14 protein-coding genes are annotated in these 15,871 nt (G+C 46.1%); 12 read left to right on the top strand and 2 right to left on the bottom strand.

The window, feature by feature from the left end; translation table 11 throughout:
* Window positions 1–18: 18 nt before the first annotated feature.
* Window positions 19–1,632, bottom strand: a complete 1,614-nt coding sequence (gene nadB / locus ACWYVB_RS12540; RefSeq protein WP_041853018.1) for an L-aspartate oxidase — start codon at window positions 1,630–1,632, stop codon at window positions 19–21.
* Between the two features lie 553 nt (window positions 1,633–2,185).
* Between nadB and rpoE the strand changes: the two genes are divergently transcribed.
* The 11 genes from rpoE to acpS all read left to right on the top strand — a co-directional run bounded on the left by rpoE (window position 2,186) and on the right by acpS (window position 11,425).
* Window positions 2,186–2,764, top strand: a complete 579-nt coding sequence (gene rpoE / locus ACWYVB_RS12535; RefSeq protein ID WP_005380946.1) for an RNA polymerase sigma factor RpoE — start codon at window positions 2,186–2,188, stop codon at window positions 2,762–2,764.
* A gap of 26 nt (window positions 2,765–2,790) precedes the next feature.
* Window positions 2,791–3,417 (top strand): sigma-E factor negative regulatory protein, encoded by a 627-nt coding sequence (locus tag ACWYVB_RS12530; protein ID WP_301574867.1) that lies wholly within the window; start codon window positions 2,791–2,793, stop codon window positions 3,415–3,417.
* Window positions 3,414–4,379, top strand: a complete 966-nt coding sequence (rseB, locus tag ACWYVB_RS12525) for a sigma-E factor regulatory protein RseB (protein ID WP_005393918.1) — start codon at window positions 3,414–3,416, stop codon at window positions 4,377–4,379. Before ACWYVB_RS12530 ends, rseB begins: the two co-directional genes overlap by 4 nt.
* Complete coding sequence (locus ACWYVB_RS12520) at window positions 4,376–4,846, top strand: SoxR reducing system RseC family protein (protein ID WP_395222549.1); 471 nt, start codon at window positions 4,376–4,378, stop codon at window positions 4,844–4,846. The genes rseB and ACWYVB_RS12520 overlap by 4 nt, the downstream gene beginning before the upstream one ends.
* A 159-nt stretch (window positions 4,847–5,005) precedes the next feature.
* Complete coding sequence (gene lepA, locus ACWYVB_RS12515) at window positions 5,006–6,799, top strand: translation elongation factor 4 (RefSeq protein ID WP_005393909.1); 1,794 nt, start codon at window positions 5,006–5,008, stop codon at window positions 6,797–6,799.
* A 104-nt stretch (window positions 6,800–6,903) separates the two neighbouring features.
* Window positions 6,904–7,803 (top strand): signal peptidase I, encoded by a 900-nt coding sequence (gene lepB / locus ACWYVB_RS12510; protein WP_301566997.1) that lies wholly within the window; start codon window positions 6,904–6,906, stop codon window positions 7,801–7,803.
* A gap of 20 nt (window positions 7,804–7,823) precedes the next feature.
* Complete coding sequence (gene rnc, locus ACWYVB_RS12505) at window positions 7,824–8,501, top strand: ribonuclease III (RefSeq protein WP_005393907.1); 678 nt, start codon at window positions 7,824–7,826, stop codon at window positions 8,499–8,501.
* Window positions 8,494–9,456: a GTPase Era gene (era, locus tag ACWYVB_RS12500; protein WP_145532503.1), complete on the top strand. Its 963-nt coding sequence runs from the start codon at window positions 8,494–8,496 to the stop codon at window positions 9,454–9,456. The genes rnc and era overlap by 8 nt, the downstream gene beginning before the upstream one ends.
* Window positions 9,457–9,571: 115 nt before the next feature.
* On the top strand, window positions 9,572–10,303 hold the full coding sequence (gene recO / locus ACWYVB_RS12495) for a DNA repair protein RecO (RefSeq protein WP_006743310.1): 732 nt from the start codon (window positions 9,572–9,574) through the stop codon (window positions 10,301–10,303).
* A complete protein-coding gene (gene pdxJ, locus ACWYVB_RS12490) occupies window positions 10,300–11,031 on the top strand; it encodes a pyridoxine 5'-phosphate synthase (protein WP_048625989.1) in 732 nt (243 codons plus the stop codon). Before recO ends, pdxJ begins: the two co-directional genes overlap by 4 nt.
* A gap of 13 nt (window positions 11,032–11,044) precedes the next feature.
* Window positions 11,045–11,425, top strand: coding sequence for a holo-ACP synthase (acpS, locus tag ACWYVB_RS12485; protein ID WP_012841407.1), 381 nt, complete (start codon window positions 11,045–11,047; stop codon window positions 11,423–11,425).
* A 69-nt stretch (window positions 11,426–11,494) separates the two neighbouring features.
* Here acpS and barA read toward each other — a convergent pair whose 3' ends face one another.
* Complete coding sequence (gene barA, locus ACWYVB_RS12480; RefSeq protein ID WP_395222548.1) at window positions 11,495–14,293, bottom strand: two-component sensor histidine kinase BarA; 2,799 nt, start codon at window positions 14,291–14,293, stop codon at window positions 11,495–11,497.
* Between the two features lie 192 nt (window positions 14,294–14,485).
* Here barA and rlmD point away from each other — a divergent pair, with 192 nt between their 5' ends.
* Window positions 14,486–15,805: a 23S rRNA (uracil(1939)-C(5))-methyltransferase RlmD gene (gene rlmD / locus ACWYVB_RS12475; protein WP_395222547.1), complete on the top strand. Its 1,320-nt coding sequence runs from the start codon at window positions 14,486–14,488 to the stop codon at window positions 15,803–15,805.
* Window positions 15,806–15,871 lie beyond the last annotated feature (66 nt).

The raw sequence follows: 15,871 nt of genomic DNA, 5'->3' as shown, positions 1-15,871 counted from the left end.
ATAGTTTACTTGGTAAAGTTAAAGCTGTTTAGCTGGAACCAAAATCGTTGGTCCGCTGTTTTCCAGTTGGTTCGGATAATCAAGCGTGTAGTGCAAACCTCGACTCTCTTTACGCTGCATCGCACAACGAACCATCAGCTCTGCTACTTGTAAAAGGTTACGCAGTTCTAATAAATTGTTCGACACGCGGAAATTGCTGTAGTACTCGTGTGTTTCTTGTTGCAACAGCTGGATACGGCGTAAGGCGCGCTCTAAACGCTTGTCAGTCCGTACAATGCCCATGTAGTCCCACATAAACAGTCGAAGTTCGTGCCAGTTGTGCTGAATGATCACTTCTTCATCACTATTAGTTACTTTGCTTTCATCCCAACATGGCACCTGTGAGGGTAGCTCAACGTTAGTGTGATGTTTTAGAATATCTTTTGCCGCAGACCAAGCATAAACCACGCATTCGAGAAGTGAATTTGATGCCATGCGGTTAGCACCATGCAGCCCGGTGTAGCTGACTTCGCCAATCGCATACAAGTTTTTAAGATCGGTGCAGCCATTTCTATCCACCATGACACCGCCACAAGTGTAGTGCGCAGCAGGTACGATTGGGATTGGCTCTTTGGTCATATCAATGCCCAAGTCCATCAAGCGTGAGTAAATGGTTGGGAAGTGTTTTGTAATAAAGTCCGCAGGTTTGTGACTGATGTCGAGGTACATACAGTCGGCACCCAAACGCTTCATTTCGAAGTCGATAGCGCGAGCCACGACGTCACGCGGAGCAAGCTCTTTACGCTCATCGAAATCTGGCATAAAGCGAGAACCATCGGGACGACGCAGGTAAGCACCTTCGCCACGTAACGCTTCAGTCAACAAGAAGTTACGTGCTTCTGGGTGATATAAACACGTCGGGTGGAACTGGTTAAACTCCATATTTGCCACACGACACCCTGCACGCCAAGCAATGGCAATACCATCACCAGACGAAACATCTGGGTTAGAGGTGTATTGATAAACTTTTGAAGCGCCACCTGTAGCGAGAACCACAAATTTGGCCCGCACGGTTTCGACATGCTCTTCGTTGCGGTTCCAAATATAAGCACCGATAACTTTGTTTTTATCACCGCCAATTTTGTCTTCGGTGATTAAGTCCAGCGCATTGTGACGTTCGAGAACATGAATATTTGGATGGTTGTGAGCGTTATCTTGCAGAGAGGTTTGCATCGCCATACCTGTTGCATCTGCCGCGTGAAGAATACGACGACGACTATGGCCACCTTCACGAGTTAAGTGGTAACGAGGCTCATCGTCAGAGTCATCCTCTTCACGATCAAATGGGACACCACCGTCGATCAACCACTGTACGCACTCTTTTGAATGTTCAGCAATGAACCTCACAGTATCTTCGTCACAAATACCATCGCCGGCGATTTGTGTATCTTCAACGTGTGACTCAATGGTGTCTGACTCATCAAATACAGCAGCAATACCACCCTGGGCATAATAGGTCGCCCCTTCGCTGCGTGGCCCTTTACTCAGCACCATCACTTTACAGTGGTTAGCAACGCGCAAAGCCAACGACAAACCAGCCGCGCCACTCCCTACCACTAACACATCACACTCATGTTCACGATTTGTGTTCATATAACTTTTATAATCCCAAGCTAAGGTAACAAAGTCACCTTGTGTATTATTTGCACACCATGTGCATTCCATTATCGCGACACCTGTCGCTAAGGGCTAAGTTGGGAGACCTATCGACATCCGTGTTACTGCGGTGACTGAGCCACTCTTCTTTTTCATGCAGAGCATGAGCATGCTTCCTAAGTTATATTTGTAACGCGGTGTTCAGATAGCCATTAGCCATGCAAATGAAAAGTAATAGTTTGTCAATGCCATTGCTTTTCCATGCTCGACCCAGCACAATCTGGGACAGAGATCATTCATTATACCCAATTCCCCTCAAGATGCTCGCTTGTCAAACTTAGACTAAAGTCAGGCAACGGTGGTCATTTGGGTATAGACATCACACTGTGAAAAAACAATGACAAAAAACTTGAGAAACCATGGAACTTTCTCATTCACGTTAGGGTCACAATAGTGCTCAAGTAAGCAGTGGTGTCAATACTACGTTTTGCATAATTAGTACCCATATCTGAGAAGAGTAGGGGCATAACAAATAGGAGTATCCGCTCGAATGAACGAGCAGCTGACCGATCAAGTATTGATTGAGCGAGTTCAGAATGGCGATAAGCAAGCATTCAACCTGCTGGTAACGAAGTACCAGAACAAGGTATGTAATCTTATTTCCAGATACGTTAGTAATCCTGGCGATGTACCAGATGTAGCACAAGAAGCGTTTATTAAAGCTTACCGAGCTATTCCCAGCTTTCGTGGGGAAAGTGCGTTTTATACGTGGCTGTATCGCATTGCAGTGAATACTGCGAAAAATCACATTGTTGCTCAAGGGCGTAGACCTCCAGCGACAGATGTCGATGCTGAAGATGCTGAATTTTACGAAACAGGTAGTGCACTTAAAGAAATATCGAACCCTGAGAACTTAACGTTGTCCAAAGAATTGCAACGGGTGGTGTTCAGTGCAATCGAAGCTTTACCTGAAGATTTAAAAACCGCAATGACATTACGAGAGCTCGATGGCTTGAGTTATGAAGAAATTGCAGAAGTGATGGATTGCCCGGTAGGAACGGTACGATCGCGTATCTTCCGTGCTCGTGAGGCGGTGGAAAAGAAAATCAGACCTCTTTTGCAACGCTAGTACAAGTAATAACTATGGTGAAAATAATGGCTGACAAAGAAAAACTTTCAGCTCTCATGGATGGAGAATTGGTCGATAAGGCTTTAATTCAAGAGTTAGAGCAAGACCAAGAGAGCCGTGATGCTTGGCAGAACTATCACCTGATTGGTGATGTGATGCGAGGCGAAGTGCCAGCAAAACCTGAGTGGAATATTGCTGAAAGCGTGGCGTTAGCGTTAGAAGATGAACCTGCACACCGTGCGTTTGATGCGCACAGTGCAAATGTTATCTCAATTGCTGATACGCCAAAAGAGTCACAACCAGAACCGCAAAAAGCAAAACGTCAGTTGCCAGGTTGGTTGACACAGTTTGGTCAAGTTGCTGTTGCTGCATGTGTATCGCTTGTCGTTATTTTAGGTGTACAGCAGTACGGTGGTAGCGATTCAATGTCGCCGCAAACAGACCAATTGCCTGTGTTGCAGACAGTTCCGTTTGCTGGCAGCGCAGAGCCTGTGAGTTTAACTCGTGAGTCTGTTGAGCGTTCTGTAGGTGAAGCAAATATGCAAGAGCAACGTAAGCGTGTTCATGCTATGCTGCGAGACTACGAATTGCAGTTACGAATTAACAGTGATGCATCTCAACAAGATGCAAATCTGAATCCGGATATTGAATGAAAAAATTTCTGATCAGCGCTTGCGCTCTGTTCAGTATGATGTCTTCTCAAGCCTTTGCTGGTGATAAGCCAGCGGAGGCTTTATTGCATCAAATGAGCGAGGCGAGTAAGAATTTAAGTTACGAACTCTCTTATATCCTTATCAAAAAGAACAGCATTGAGCCGTTGCTGTATCGTCATGCCACGCATGGTGACGATCAATATGCTCATCTTGTTTATTTAAGTGGCCCTGTGCGCGAAGTGATTCGTCGCGGCACAGAAGTAAGCTATATCGAAACGGGTTTAGAACCATTCACCATCGAGTCAGGTAAAATGGTCGCTCCGACCATGCCTATGCTCAACACCAATATCGATGAGCTAAACTTGTATTACGACTATGTAAAAGTGGGTAGAGCTCGTGAAGCAGGTGTAGCAACACAAGTGCTGCGTGTCGTCCCTAAAGACGGTCTGCGCTATTCATACGTACTATGGATCGATGAAAAGAGTAAATTGCCGTTACGTGCCGACCTTGTGGACCGTGATGGTGAGATGCTTGAACAATATCGCACTATTTCTTACACGGTGAATCCAAAAATCGCAGAGTTAATGAGTGGCCTACAAGATGTTCAATTACCAGCTGTTCTCACCATGCCAAAAGGTGATATTGGAACCAGCAATTGGCAGGTAGGTTGGATCCCTGAAGGTTTCGAACCGAACGAGCTGAACCGCTACCGCATGGCTGTTACCAATCAAATGGTGGAGAGCCAGCTGTACTCTGACGGTCTATTTAGCTTCTCTGTTTACGTAGCAAACAAAGATGAGCACTCGTTAAAAGGTCAGTTGGTTCGCCAAGGCCGAAGAACGCTGCATAGTTTTGTGAGCGGTCAACATGAAATCTCCGTAGTTGGAGACATTCCGCCGACCACAGCACAGCGTATCGCTCAATCTGTCACATTTAATGTAACAAAGAGTAAACAACAATGATGACCGCGTTGGCTACTGTGACAGACGTACATCGTCGCGGTAAACAATACGAAATTGATTTAAGCTGCGAACAGCAGACCAGTTGCAGTAGTTGCTCTTCACAGAAAAGCTGTGGAACGGGCGTTGTGACTAAAGCCATTGGTAACAAGAGTTTATCTTGGCACCTGCGCACGGATAAATCAGTGAAGATAGGTCAAGTCGTCGAGATAGGCTTTCCTGAGTCGAGCCTGATAAAATCAGCAATGGCGGTTTATTTACTGCCGTTGTTTGGTTTGATTATCGGTGCGATATTTGGTCACTTCCTATTAGCGCCGCTGACCGCGGGCGGGGAAGGTATCATCATATTGGCATCAGTATTATTTGCAGCTGGTGGAATGTGGATCGCAAAACGTGTTTCTCGTCCGTTAGAGGATGAATCTAAGCGCCAAGTTACCCTTGTTCGGGTACTTGGAGAGCCAATCCAGTAAGCGCCGTCCCCCCTCCACTAAAGGTTATTTGGGTATGTACTTTAAATTACGTGCGCCCGTTAACGAAATTCGGTAGAATCTGCCAACTTGATTGAAATGCCGTCAGTGGATGGCGTTTCTTACTGTCCCTATTTGTAAAGAGTTAGTCACCCTAAATCTATGAAGCACATTCGTAACTTTTCGATTATCGCCCACATCGACCATGGTAAGTCGACCCTATCAGACCGTCTAATCCAAGTTTGTGGCGGGTTAACCGATCGTGAAATGGCCGCACAGGTTCTGGATTCTATGGATCTTGAACGTGAGCGTGGTATCACCATTAAATCTCAGAGTGTGACGCTAAACTACACCGCTAAAGACGGTGAAACGTATCAGCTGAACTTCATCGATACTCCGGGGCACGTTGACTTTGCATATGAAGTATCACGTTCTCTAGCGGCTTGTGAAGGTGCGTTATTGGTTGTAGATGCGGGTCAAGGTGTTGAGGCTCAAACACTGGCTAACTGTTACACCGCGATTGAGATGGATCTAGAGGTTGTGCCAATCTTGAACAAGATTGACCTACCAGCAGCCGATCCCGAGCGCGTGGCAGAAGAAATTGAAGAAATCGTTGGTATCGATGCAATGGAAGCAACCCGCTGTTCTGCGAAGACAGGCATCGGTGTTGATGACGTTCTAGAGAACATCGTATCAGCGATTCCAGCACCGGAAGGTGACCCAGATGCGCCATTACAAGCGCTGATCATTGACTCATGGTTTGATAACTATCTTGGCGTTGTTTCTCTAGTACGTATTAAAAACGGCGAACTGAAGAAGAACGACAAGATCAAAGTGATGAGCACGGGTCAAGTTTGGGGTGTAGACCGTCTTGGTATTTTTACGCCAAAACAAGTAGATACCGATATCCTTCGTACTGGTGAAGTAGGTTGGGTGGTTTGTGGTATTAAAGACATCCTTGGTGCACCAGTTGGTGATACGCTGACTATGGCTAAGAATGGCTGTGAAAAACCGCTACCAGGCTTTAAGAAAGTAAAACCTCAGGTTTACGCTGGTCTGTTCCCGGTATCGTCTGACGATTACGAGAACTTCCGTGATGCGCTGGGCAAATTAAGCCTAAACGACGCATCGCTATTCTACGAGCCAGAAAACTCAGCGGCACTTGGCTTTGGTTTCCGTTGTGGTTTCCTTGGCATGCTGCACATGGAAATTATCCAAGAGCGTCTAGAGCGTGAATACGACTTAGATCTTATCACCACGGCACCAACGGTAGTTTACGAAGTTGAAAAGACCGATGGTGAACTGCTGTACGTTGATAGCCCTGCCAAACTACCAGCGATCAATGATATTGAAGAAATTCGTGAACCGATCGCTCGTTGTAATATCCTGGTACCTTCAGAGTACCTAGGTAACGTGATCACGCTGTGTGTTGAAAAGCGTGGTACTCAGGTCGATATGGTTTACCACGGTAACCAGGTTGCCGTGACTTACGATATTCCAATGGCAGAAGTGGTACTGGATTTCTTCGACCGTCTGAAATCGACATCTCGTGGTTATGCGTCTTTGGATTACAACTTCCAGCGTTTTGAAGCTTCGAATATGGTACGTGTAGACGTTCTTCTGAACGGTGACACCGTTGATGCATTGGCGATGATCACACACAAAGACCAGTCTCAGACTCGCGGTCGTCAGCTGGTAGAGAAGATGAAAGAATTTATCCCTCGCCAAATGTTTGATATCGCAATCCAAGCAGCGATTGGTAACCACATTATCGCACGTTCAACTGTAAAACAGCTGCGTAAGAACGTAATCGCGAAATGTTACGGCGGTGACGTAAGTCGTAAGAAGAAACTTCTGAAGAAACAGAAAGAAGGTAAGAAGCGCATGAAGCAGATCGGTAACGTTGAGCTGCCTCAAGAAGCGTTCCTAGCCATCCTTCACGTAGGTAAAGACTAAAGTTGAACTTTGTCTCACACTTGTCGGTCTTAAGACGTTAGATATTAAAATAAGTGAAAGGGTTTCGGCTCTTTCACTTTCGTATTTTTAGATAAGGGAATTTAATGGCGAATACATTCTCACTGATGTTGGTTATTGCGACTTTGGTAACTGGCGTAGTTTGGCTACTGGAAAAGCTGGTTTTCGCGAAAAAGCGTCAGGAAAAACTGGCTGAGATTCAAGCTCAGACGTCTAATGGTTTGGATGCAGTGACCTTGCAAAAAGTTGAGCGTCAGCCTTGGTGGGTTGAAAATAGCGTCTCAATTTTTCCTGTGATTGCGTTCGTTTTAGTATTACGTTCTTTTATCTACGAACCATTTCAAATCCCATCAGGCTCAATGATGCCGACTTTGTTGGTGGGTGACTTTATCTTGGTAGAAAAATACGCCTATGGCTTGAAAGATCCGGTATGGCGCACGCAGTTAGTTGAAACAGGTAAACCTGAGCGTGGTGATATCGTGGTATTCAAATACCCGCCACAACCAAGTGTGGATTACATTAAGCGTGTTGTTGGTTTGCCTGGTGATATCGTGCGTTATTCAAGTGATAAGCAGCTTTGCGTGCAAAGCCAAGGCGAATCGGCGTGTAAACCAGTTAAACTGAGCAATGTTGAAGAAAGTCAGTTTAGCTCGAACGGTATTCCAATGATCCAACTGGATGAAAAATTGGGTAACGTGGAGCACAATATTTTGGTTAACCCTCTTGTTCGTAACCGTGTGGAGCAATACTTCCCACGTAGCGGCACGACAGAGTGGGTTGTACCACAAGGTCAGTACTTTGTGATGGGTGATAACCGTGACAACAGTGCTGACAGCCGTTACTGGGGCTTCGTTCCTGAAGCAAACTTAGTCGGCAAAGCTGTCGCCATTTGGATCAGCTTCGAGTTTGATCGTGGCGCAGATAGCATTCTACCTTCATGGATTCCAACTGGTGTGCGTTTTAACCGCATCGGTGGTATTCACTAACCATTTTATATCGAGAGAGTATGAATTCTCCAATTGATAAACTAGAGAGAAAGCTCGGCTACCAGTTTCAAGATGCCGGGCTTATCAACTTGGCGCTGACTCACCGCAGCGCCAACAGTAAGCATAATGAACGTCTTGAGTTTCTGGGCGATTCAATTTTAAGTTTTGTCATCGCTGATGATCTGTACCATCGTTTCCCGAAAGTGAACGAGGGTGATATGAGCCGTATGCGTGCTACTTTGGTTCGTGGACATACATTGGCGGAACTGGGTCGTGAATTCGATCTAGGAGATTATTTAAAATTAGGTCCAGGTGAATTGAAGAGTGGCGGTTTCCGCCGAGACTCTATTTTAGCCGATGCGGTTGAAGCCATTATTGGCGCAATTTACCTAGACAGCGATCTTGAAGTCGTGCGAGGCATTGTACTGAGTTGGTACAACTCACGCCTTGAAGCCATTAAACCTGGCGTCTCACAAAAAGATCCGAAAACTCGCCTACAAGAGTTCCTACAAGGCAGAAGAAAACCGCTGCCTGTGTACACAGTGACTAATATTAAAGGTGAAGCGCACAACCAAGAGTTTACGGTTGAGTGTGAAGTAGCAGGTGTGGACAAGCCTGTAATCGGGAAAGGCACCAGCCGCCGCAAGGCAGAACAAGCGGCTGCTGAAACAGCACTTGAGCAATTAACAAATGGCTGATAACGAATTCGATATCGATGCGTTTTTCGCATCACAAGGTGAGCTAAGCTCGCCAGAAAACCAGCACTGTGGCTTCATTGCTATTGTTGGTCGCCCAAACGTAGGTAAGTCGACACTTCTGAACAAAATCTTGGGTCAGAAGATTTCGATCACCTCACGTAAGCCGCAAACAACACGCCACCGCATTATGGGTGTGGACACGGATGGCGATTACCAAGCGATTTACGTCGACACGCCAGGACTTCACATTGAAGAAAAGCGTGCGATTAACCGCCTGATGAACCGTGCGGCTAACTCATCTCTAAGTGATGTAAACCTAGTGTTCTTCTTAGTCGATGGTACGCATTGGACCAAAGACGATGAGATGGTGCTAACTAAGCTTCAAAAATCGAACTTCCCAGTTGTGCTTTGTGTCAATAAAGTCGACAACGTGCAAGATCGTAACGAAGTGATGCTACACATGGCTGAGATGTCTAAGAAGATGGACTTCGTGGACGTTGTGCCAATCTCTGCGAAGCAAGGGAAGAACATTGATGTACTGCGTAAGCACGTGCGTAATCACTTACCTAAAGCAACGCATCACTTCCCAGAAGAATACGTGACTGATCGCTCCCAGCGTTTTATGGCATCTGAAATTGTGCGTGAAAAGTTAATGCGCTTCACGGGTGAAGAATTGCCATACTCGGTAACGGTCGAGATTGAACGTTTTGATTACAACCCAGAAACCGACGGTTTCCACATCAATGCCTTGATTCTTGTTGAGCGTAATGGCCAGAAGAAAATGGTGATTGGTAAAGGTGGCGAGAAGATCAAGACCATTGGTCGTGAAGCGCGTTTAGATATGGAAGAGTTGTTCGGTCGTAAGGTTTACCTGGAAACCTGGGTAAAAGTGAAATCTGGCTGGGCAGACGACGAACGAGCACTGCGCTCGTTGGGTTATATCGACGACTTATAATCTTGGCTGCGAAGATGCTTCGCTCCAACATCGATGAAAAATTAGTATCGATTAAAATAAGGAGCCGCTCGGCTCCTTATTTTTTATTTCACACTTTTTAGGCACAATGACTTAGATGAGTAATCTCTCTTCCGAAGGTTTACAGCGTTGTTTTGTATTACATCGCCGCCCTTACAGTGAATCGAGCTTAATCCTTGATGTATTCAGTGAGGAATATGGTCGAATGACTTTAATGGCCAAAGGCGCGCGCAGTAAGCGTTCGAACTTAAAAGGCGCATTGCAACCTTTTACTCCGCTGTTACTTAAATGGTCGGGAAAAGGTTCAATGAAGACTTTGCGTCAAGCTGAGCCGATAAGCCTAGGTTTACCGTTAACGGGCATTAATCTCTACTCTGCCATGTACGTTAATGAACTGATTGGTCGGATATTGATGGCTGAAGTGCCGATGCCAGCGCTATTTCATGATTATTTGCATGCGCTAACAGAGTTGGCACACAACGAGAACCCTGAGCCAGCACTGCGTCGTTTTGAGTTAGCATTGCTCTCTTCTATGGGGTATGGCGTGGATTTCTTGCACTGTGCAGGTACTGGCGAGCCCGTCGACCCAGAGATGACGTATCGTTACCGGGAACAAAAAGGCTTCATAGCTTCGGTTAGGCGCGATAACCTTACGTTTTTAGGGAATGAGCTGATTGCTATCAGTGAGCGGCGGTTCGTCACTAAAGAGCAGCTAAAAGCGGCAAAACGCTTTACACGTATAGCCTTAAAGCCGTATCTTGGCGGCAAACCTTTAAAAAGTCGTGAATTTTTCATTCAGACCCCCAGAGCACGGAGTAACGGAAAATGAGCTCAATTTATTTAGGCGTCAATATCGACCATATTGCCACTCTACGTAATGCACGTGGTACAAAATACCCTGATCCTGTTCACGCTGCAGAAATTGCTGAGCGTGCAGGCGCGGATGGTATCACAATTCACTTACGTGAAGACCGTCGCCATATTTTGGACCGTGATGTACGTATTCTGCGTGAAACCATTCAAACGCGCATGAATCTAGAGATGGCTGTGACGGACGAAATGGTTGAGATTGCGCTGCAAACTAAACCAGAGTTTGTGTGCTTAGTGCCTGAAAAACGTGAAGAACTGACGACGGAAGGTGGCTTGGACGTTGTGGGGCAGCTTGAAAAAATTAAAGCTGCGACGAAAAAGCTGACAGATGCAGGCATTAAAGTTTCACTCTTTATTGATGCTGATCGTCAACAGATTGAAGCTGCGAAAAAGTGTGGTGCTCCGTTTATTGAGCTGCACACGGGTCATTATGCTGATGCGACGACAGAAGACGAACAGCAAGCAGAACTGAAGAAGATTGCCGCTGGTGCGAGTTATGCTCATGACCTAGGTATTATTGTTAATGCCGGGCATGGCCTGACTTATCACAATGTCGCGCCAATTGCTGCATTACCAGAAATTTACGAACTCAACATTGGTCACTCAATCATTGGTCGCGCGGTATTTGATGGTTTGAATAAAGCGGTTGCGGACATGAAAGCACTGATGATTGAGGCACGCCAGTAATAGGGCTATCTAGATGGCGATTATAGGGTTAGGGACCGACATTGCAGAAATTGAGCGTATTGAAAAAGCGTTAGCTCGTAGTGGTGAGCCTTTTGCTCAGCGTATTCTTTCAGAAGAAGAAATGGCTAAATTTTCACAGCTTAAGCTGCAAGGCCGTTATCTTGCTAAGCGCTTTGCGGTCAAAGAAGCGGCCTCAAAAGCATTGGGGACAGGGATCGCGAAAGGGGTCACGTTTCACGATTTTTCCATCTCGAACGATGCGCTTGGAAAACCGGTGCTCGCATTGACGGGCACAGCAAAGCAAATAGCGGATGCGATGGGCGTTAACCACATTCACCTGTCCATTTCCGATGAGCGTCATTACGCTGTGGCGACGGTCATTTTTGAATCCTAGCTTGTAAGTCTTAAACAAAATACTAAAAAGCCAGAGCAGATGCTCTGGCTTTCTTGTCTCTCGAGCAGATTACTGTTTAAGGTATAATTTTGCAGTCGTTGTGACTTTAATCATTTCATCTTGCAGCTCGAACATTTCAGGCTCAACCTCCTCAAGACTGATCCCTGAGCGCAGTGCTTGCTCAAGCGTCGCACAGAGTGATTTCAGCCTAGGCACTCCGCAATATGAGCTACTGCCGTGCAGCTTATGGATGACATGAATTAGGTCATCACGGGAGATATCTTCTTGCTCCAGAGCTTGGTCAACGACTGCTTCTACTTCAGGGATAAACTCAACCAACATGCGCAGCATGTCTTTGGCTAGATCTTCTTTATTCGCGCTCTGTTTTAAGGCAGCTTGCCAATCAATAATCACATCCTGCTGAGGCGAAGAAACGGATTGTGGCGCGCTCCCTTCAGGCTCATCAACGTATGAAGGGGCGACTTTGCCAATGCTCTCAGTACAAGCATTTGGGTTCCAGTGAACCAAAACCTGTTGTAGCACATGCTCTTCAATAGGTTTGGTTAAGTAATCATCCATTCCAGCCGAGAGCAAGCGGTCTCTTTCTCCCGCCATGGCATGCGCCGTTACCGCAATCACTGGCGTATCTTTGTTTAACTCCAACTCTTTAATGTGCTGACAAGCGGTCACACCATCCATTTGCGGCATTTGGATATCCATGAAGATTAAGTCGTACTTTTTCTCCGTCGCCAGGTTCACCGCTTGCTGGCCATTGCTACAGGCGGTGACGGTTTCTACTCGTTCGCGGAGCAGAGCGGAAATCAGCTTCAAGTTCGCTGGGTTATCATCCACCGCTAACACCGTCAGAGGTAAACGCTCCCCTTCGCTTGGCGTAATTGGAGCACTCAATGTTGGTGGTGATTCGACATGTTCGCTAATTAGGCTTTGTAGCAGTTTACGGCGAGACAACGGCTTCGTCAGGCATTGGACGTGATGCTCTGTCATAATTTGGTCGGCAAGTGCCAGTTCGGTACTCGGCGTCCCTAGGATCACACTCGGAGCCATGCGTTTCGCTTGTTCTATCCAAGGTGTAATAACTTCCGCATCGTGAGTCTGGTTGGCCGCTAAATTCAGTAATACATAGTCATATTGTTCTTCGTTGTTTGGTAGCGAAGAGCGGTAGGTCACTAAGATACCTTCTTGACTTAGAATCTGTTGGGTTACGGATGCTGCTTGCATGTTTGGTTCAATCAACAGCAACTGTTTGCCCGTTAGAAGCTCCACTTCAATCAGTTCGCTCATTGGCATCTCTGTTGAGTGCAAGCGCACCGTAAACCAGAACGTCGAACCTTGGTGTAGGCGGCTGGTTAAGCTGATCTCGCCACCCATCTGGCTTACCAATTTCTGCGTGATAACCAAACCTAACCCAGTGCCGCCGTAGCGACGTGAAATGCTGGCATCCGCTTGGCTAAATGCTTGGAATAATTGCGCTTGCTGACGTTCAGAAATACCAATGCCGGTATCGCGCACCATGAACTGCAACTCGACGGAGTCCCCAGATTGAGAGCGCATTTCAACACTAACATCAATGTTGCCTCGCTCGGTAAACTTGATTGAGTTACCGACTAAGTTCGTCAAAATTTGCTGGATACGTAGTGGGTCCCCAACTAAACCCGGTGGAATTTTAGGGTCCACTTTTAGGGTGATTTCTAATCCTTTCTCATGTGCACTCGTGGCTTGTAGGTTAATCACTTCTTCTAAACTTTCTCGGAAATCAAACGGAATGTTTTCCAGCGCCAGCTTACCCGCCTCAAGTTTCGAGAAGTCGAGAATGTCATTGATGATGTTCAGTAGATTGTTCGCCGACTTTTCAATCGTCTGTAGGTAATCAGTTTGGCTGTTAGAAAGCTGCGTTTTAAGCATTTGACGAGTAAAGCCAATAACCCCATTGAGTGGAGTACGCAGTTCGTGCGACATGTTCGCCAAGAACTCAGATTTAACCCTGGCCGCTTCTTGCGCACGTTTCTTCGCGATATCTAACTCAACGTTCTGAATCTCTAGCTGCTCAAGCGTTTCACGCAAGTCTGATGTGGCTTGGTCTATACTGTGCTGCATCTCCACGTGATATTCCGATAGCGATACCGCCATGGCGTTAATACCGTTTTTCAGTTGGTCTAACTCACCATGCATTTTACCTTCGATACGTACGTCTAGGTGACCACGGCGAATGCGGTCAACGACATTCTTCATGTGGGTGATAGGCTGGGTAACATCGTGCATCAGACGTGAAGCAAACACACTTGCCAAGCCAAGACCGAGTATAAGAACTAAAAAAGCAGAGAAAACTTCTTGATACTGTTGCAGCCTTAAAGAGGAGAGATCTAATTCAACGGCAATATAACCAATTGCTTTAGTTCCTTGGCTTTCGTTCGATAACTCCGCTAAATAGTGACCCTCGGACAAAATAGGTACGCGCAATATCAGTGAGTTTTCGTAGATTTCCGAATTGCCCAGTTGCGGGATCGGTTTATCTTTAGGGAACATCAAGGCTTCGAAATTAGGGTGAAAGTTAGATGTCACGAAGAGCTCATGATGTTCATCAAACACCGCGATACTACGAACCAGTTTAGAGTTTTTGCGATGGGCGTAGCTTATCAAGCGACGTACCGCCTCTCGGCTTTCTGATAGTAGATGAGTTTCACTGGCAATTGCTAACGGCTCAATGATGCTGTTACCAGTGGTGATAACTTGTTTCTCAAGGTCTTGGTAGCGATTAAATGAGAAAAAACCGCTCAGTAATAAACCAATGATGAGAGTGGGAGCGAGAGTCAGTGTAATTACACGTGCTCGTAAGCCATATCTGGTCATGTTATCTAATTACATCGGAGTCTGGATATGGGAAAATAACGCATTATTTCTCAAGCGCACGATAAGGCGTTGAGCAAAGAAGTGACGTCACCTAATAAACGGTAAGCATAATCAAGTCACTCGAATCACACAACGGCTGCAATCAAGAATAGTGAAGCCGAAGAGCAATTAGACATAAATCAGGCATAGAGCATGGCACGCATCTTTCAACCGAAAAAGAAAACCCAACTCAATACTCGTCATCAAGCGGTGCAAGTGGAGCGTTTAGATCACCACGGCGCAGGTATTGCTTACCTAAAGAAAAAACCGCTGTTTATTGATGGCGCATTGCCGGGAGAAGAAGTCGTCACGCAGTTAGTGGAAGAAAAAAGTAAGTTTGCTCGCGGTAAACTGATTAAGATTCTCAAGCCGAGTGACACTCGCGTGGAGCCATTTTGTCCGCATTACCACGAGTGTGGTGGCTGCGATTTGCAACATCTAGATTATGACCAACAATTGACGTACAAACAGCAAACACTGCGTCAGCTGATGCGAAAATTTTCAGGCAATGATATCGAGCTTGATGCGCCATTATTAGGGGATTCACTGGCCTATCGTCGTCGTGCGCGAGTGAGCTTATTTGTCGATAAAAAAACACGTCAGCTACATTTTGGTTTCCGTAAAAAGCAGAGTAAGCAAATCGCGCAAGTGACCGATTGCCCAGTGCTGGCGCCGGAACTGAACGTTCTGCTTCCAGAGATTTATTCAGCACTAAAAGCGTTTAAAAAGCCGGAGCAATTGGGTCATGTAGAGCTGGTTCTTGGTGATAATGGGCCGTGTATTACGTTGCGTCACTTGAGTGCTCTGACAGCGAGTGAAACTCAATCTCTAACGGAGTTGGCAAAGCGTCATGGTGCTTCGTTGTACCTAATGCCAGCAACAGATCAGCTAAACCTTGTTGAAGGCGATATGCCTTTCTATCAAGAAGTTGGCGTGAAAATTCCTTTTGCGCCAAATAATTTTATTCAAGTGAACCAAGCCGTAAACAAAAAAATGGTCAAGCAAGCGGTTGAGTGGTTAGACCCGCAAAAGAGTGACCGAGTGTTAGATTTGTTCTGCGGCGTAGGCAACTTCAGTTTACCGATTGCGAAGTTAGCTAAGCACGTAGTTGGGGTTGAAGGTGTTGCAGAGATGGTCGAAAAAGCCACAAATAATGCATCCTTGAACCAAATCAATAATGCGCAATTTTATCACGCTAACCTTGAGCAAGATTTTGAAGGGCAGATCTGGACGGAAGAACAGTTTGATAAAGTGCTGTTAGACCCAGCACGCGCGGGGGCAAGTGGGATCATCGATCAAGTTTCTGAGCTTGGCGCACAGCGTGTAGTTTATGTTTCTTGTAATCCTGCTACCCTTGCTAGGGACAGCCAAAGCTTGATGGAGCAAGGCTATAAATTAACTAAATTAGGTATGTTGGACATGTTCCCTCATACCAGTCATCTAGAATCGATGGCATTGTTTGAAAAGTCCTAACTTTAGGACTTTGGCCCCTTATTTGTGGTGGGTGGTCATAAAGCCAGCGTTTACGCGCAGGTAAAA

The sequence above is a fragment of the Vibrio sp. JZG10 genome (genome assembly GCF_054064075.1).
Note: the sequence above shows the minus strand (reverse complement) of the source record. Positions and strands in the feature narration are given on the sequence as shown.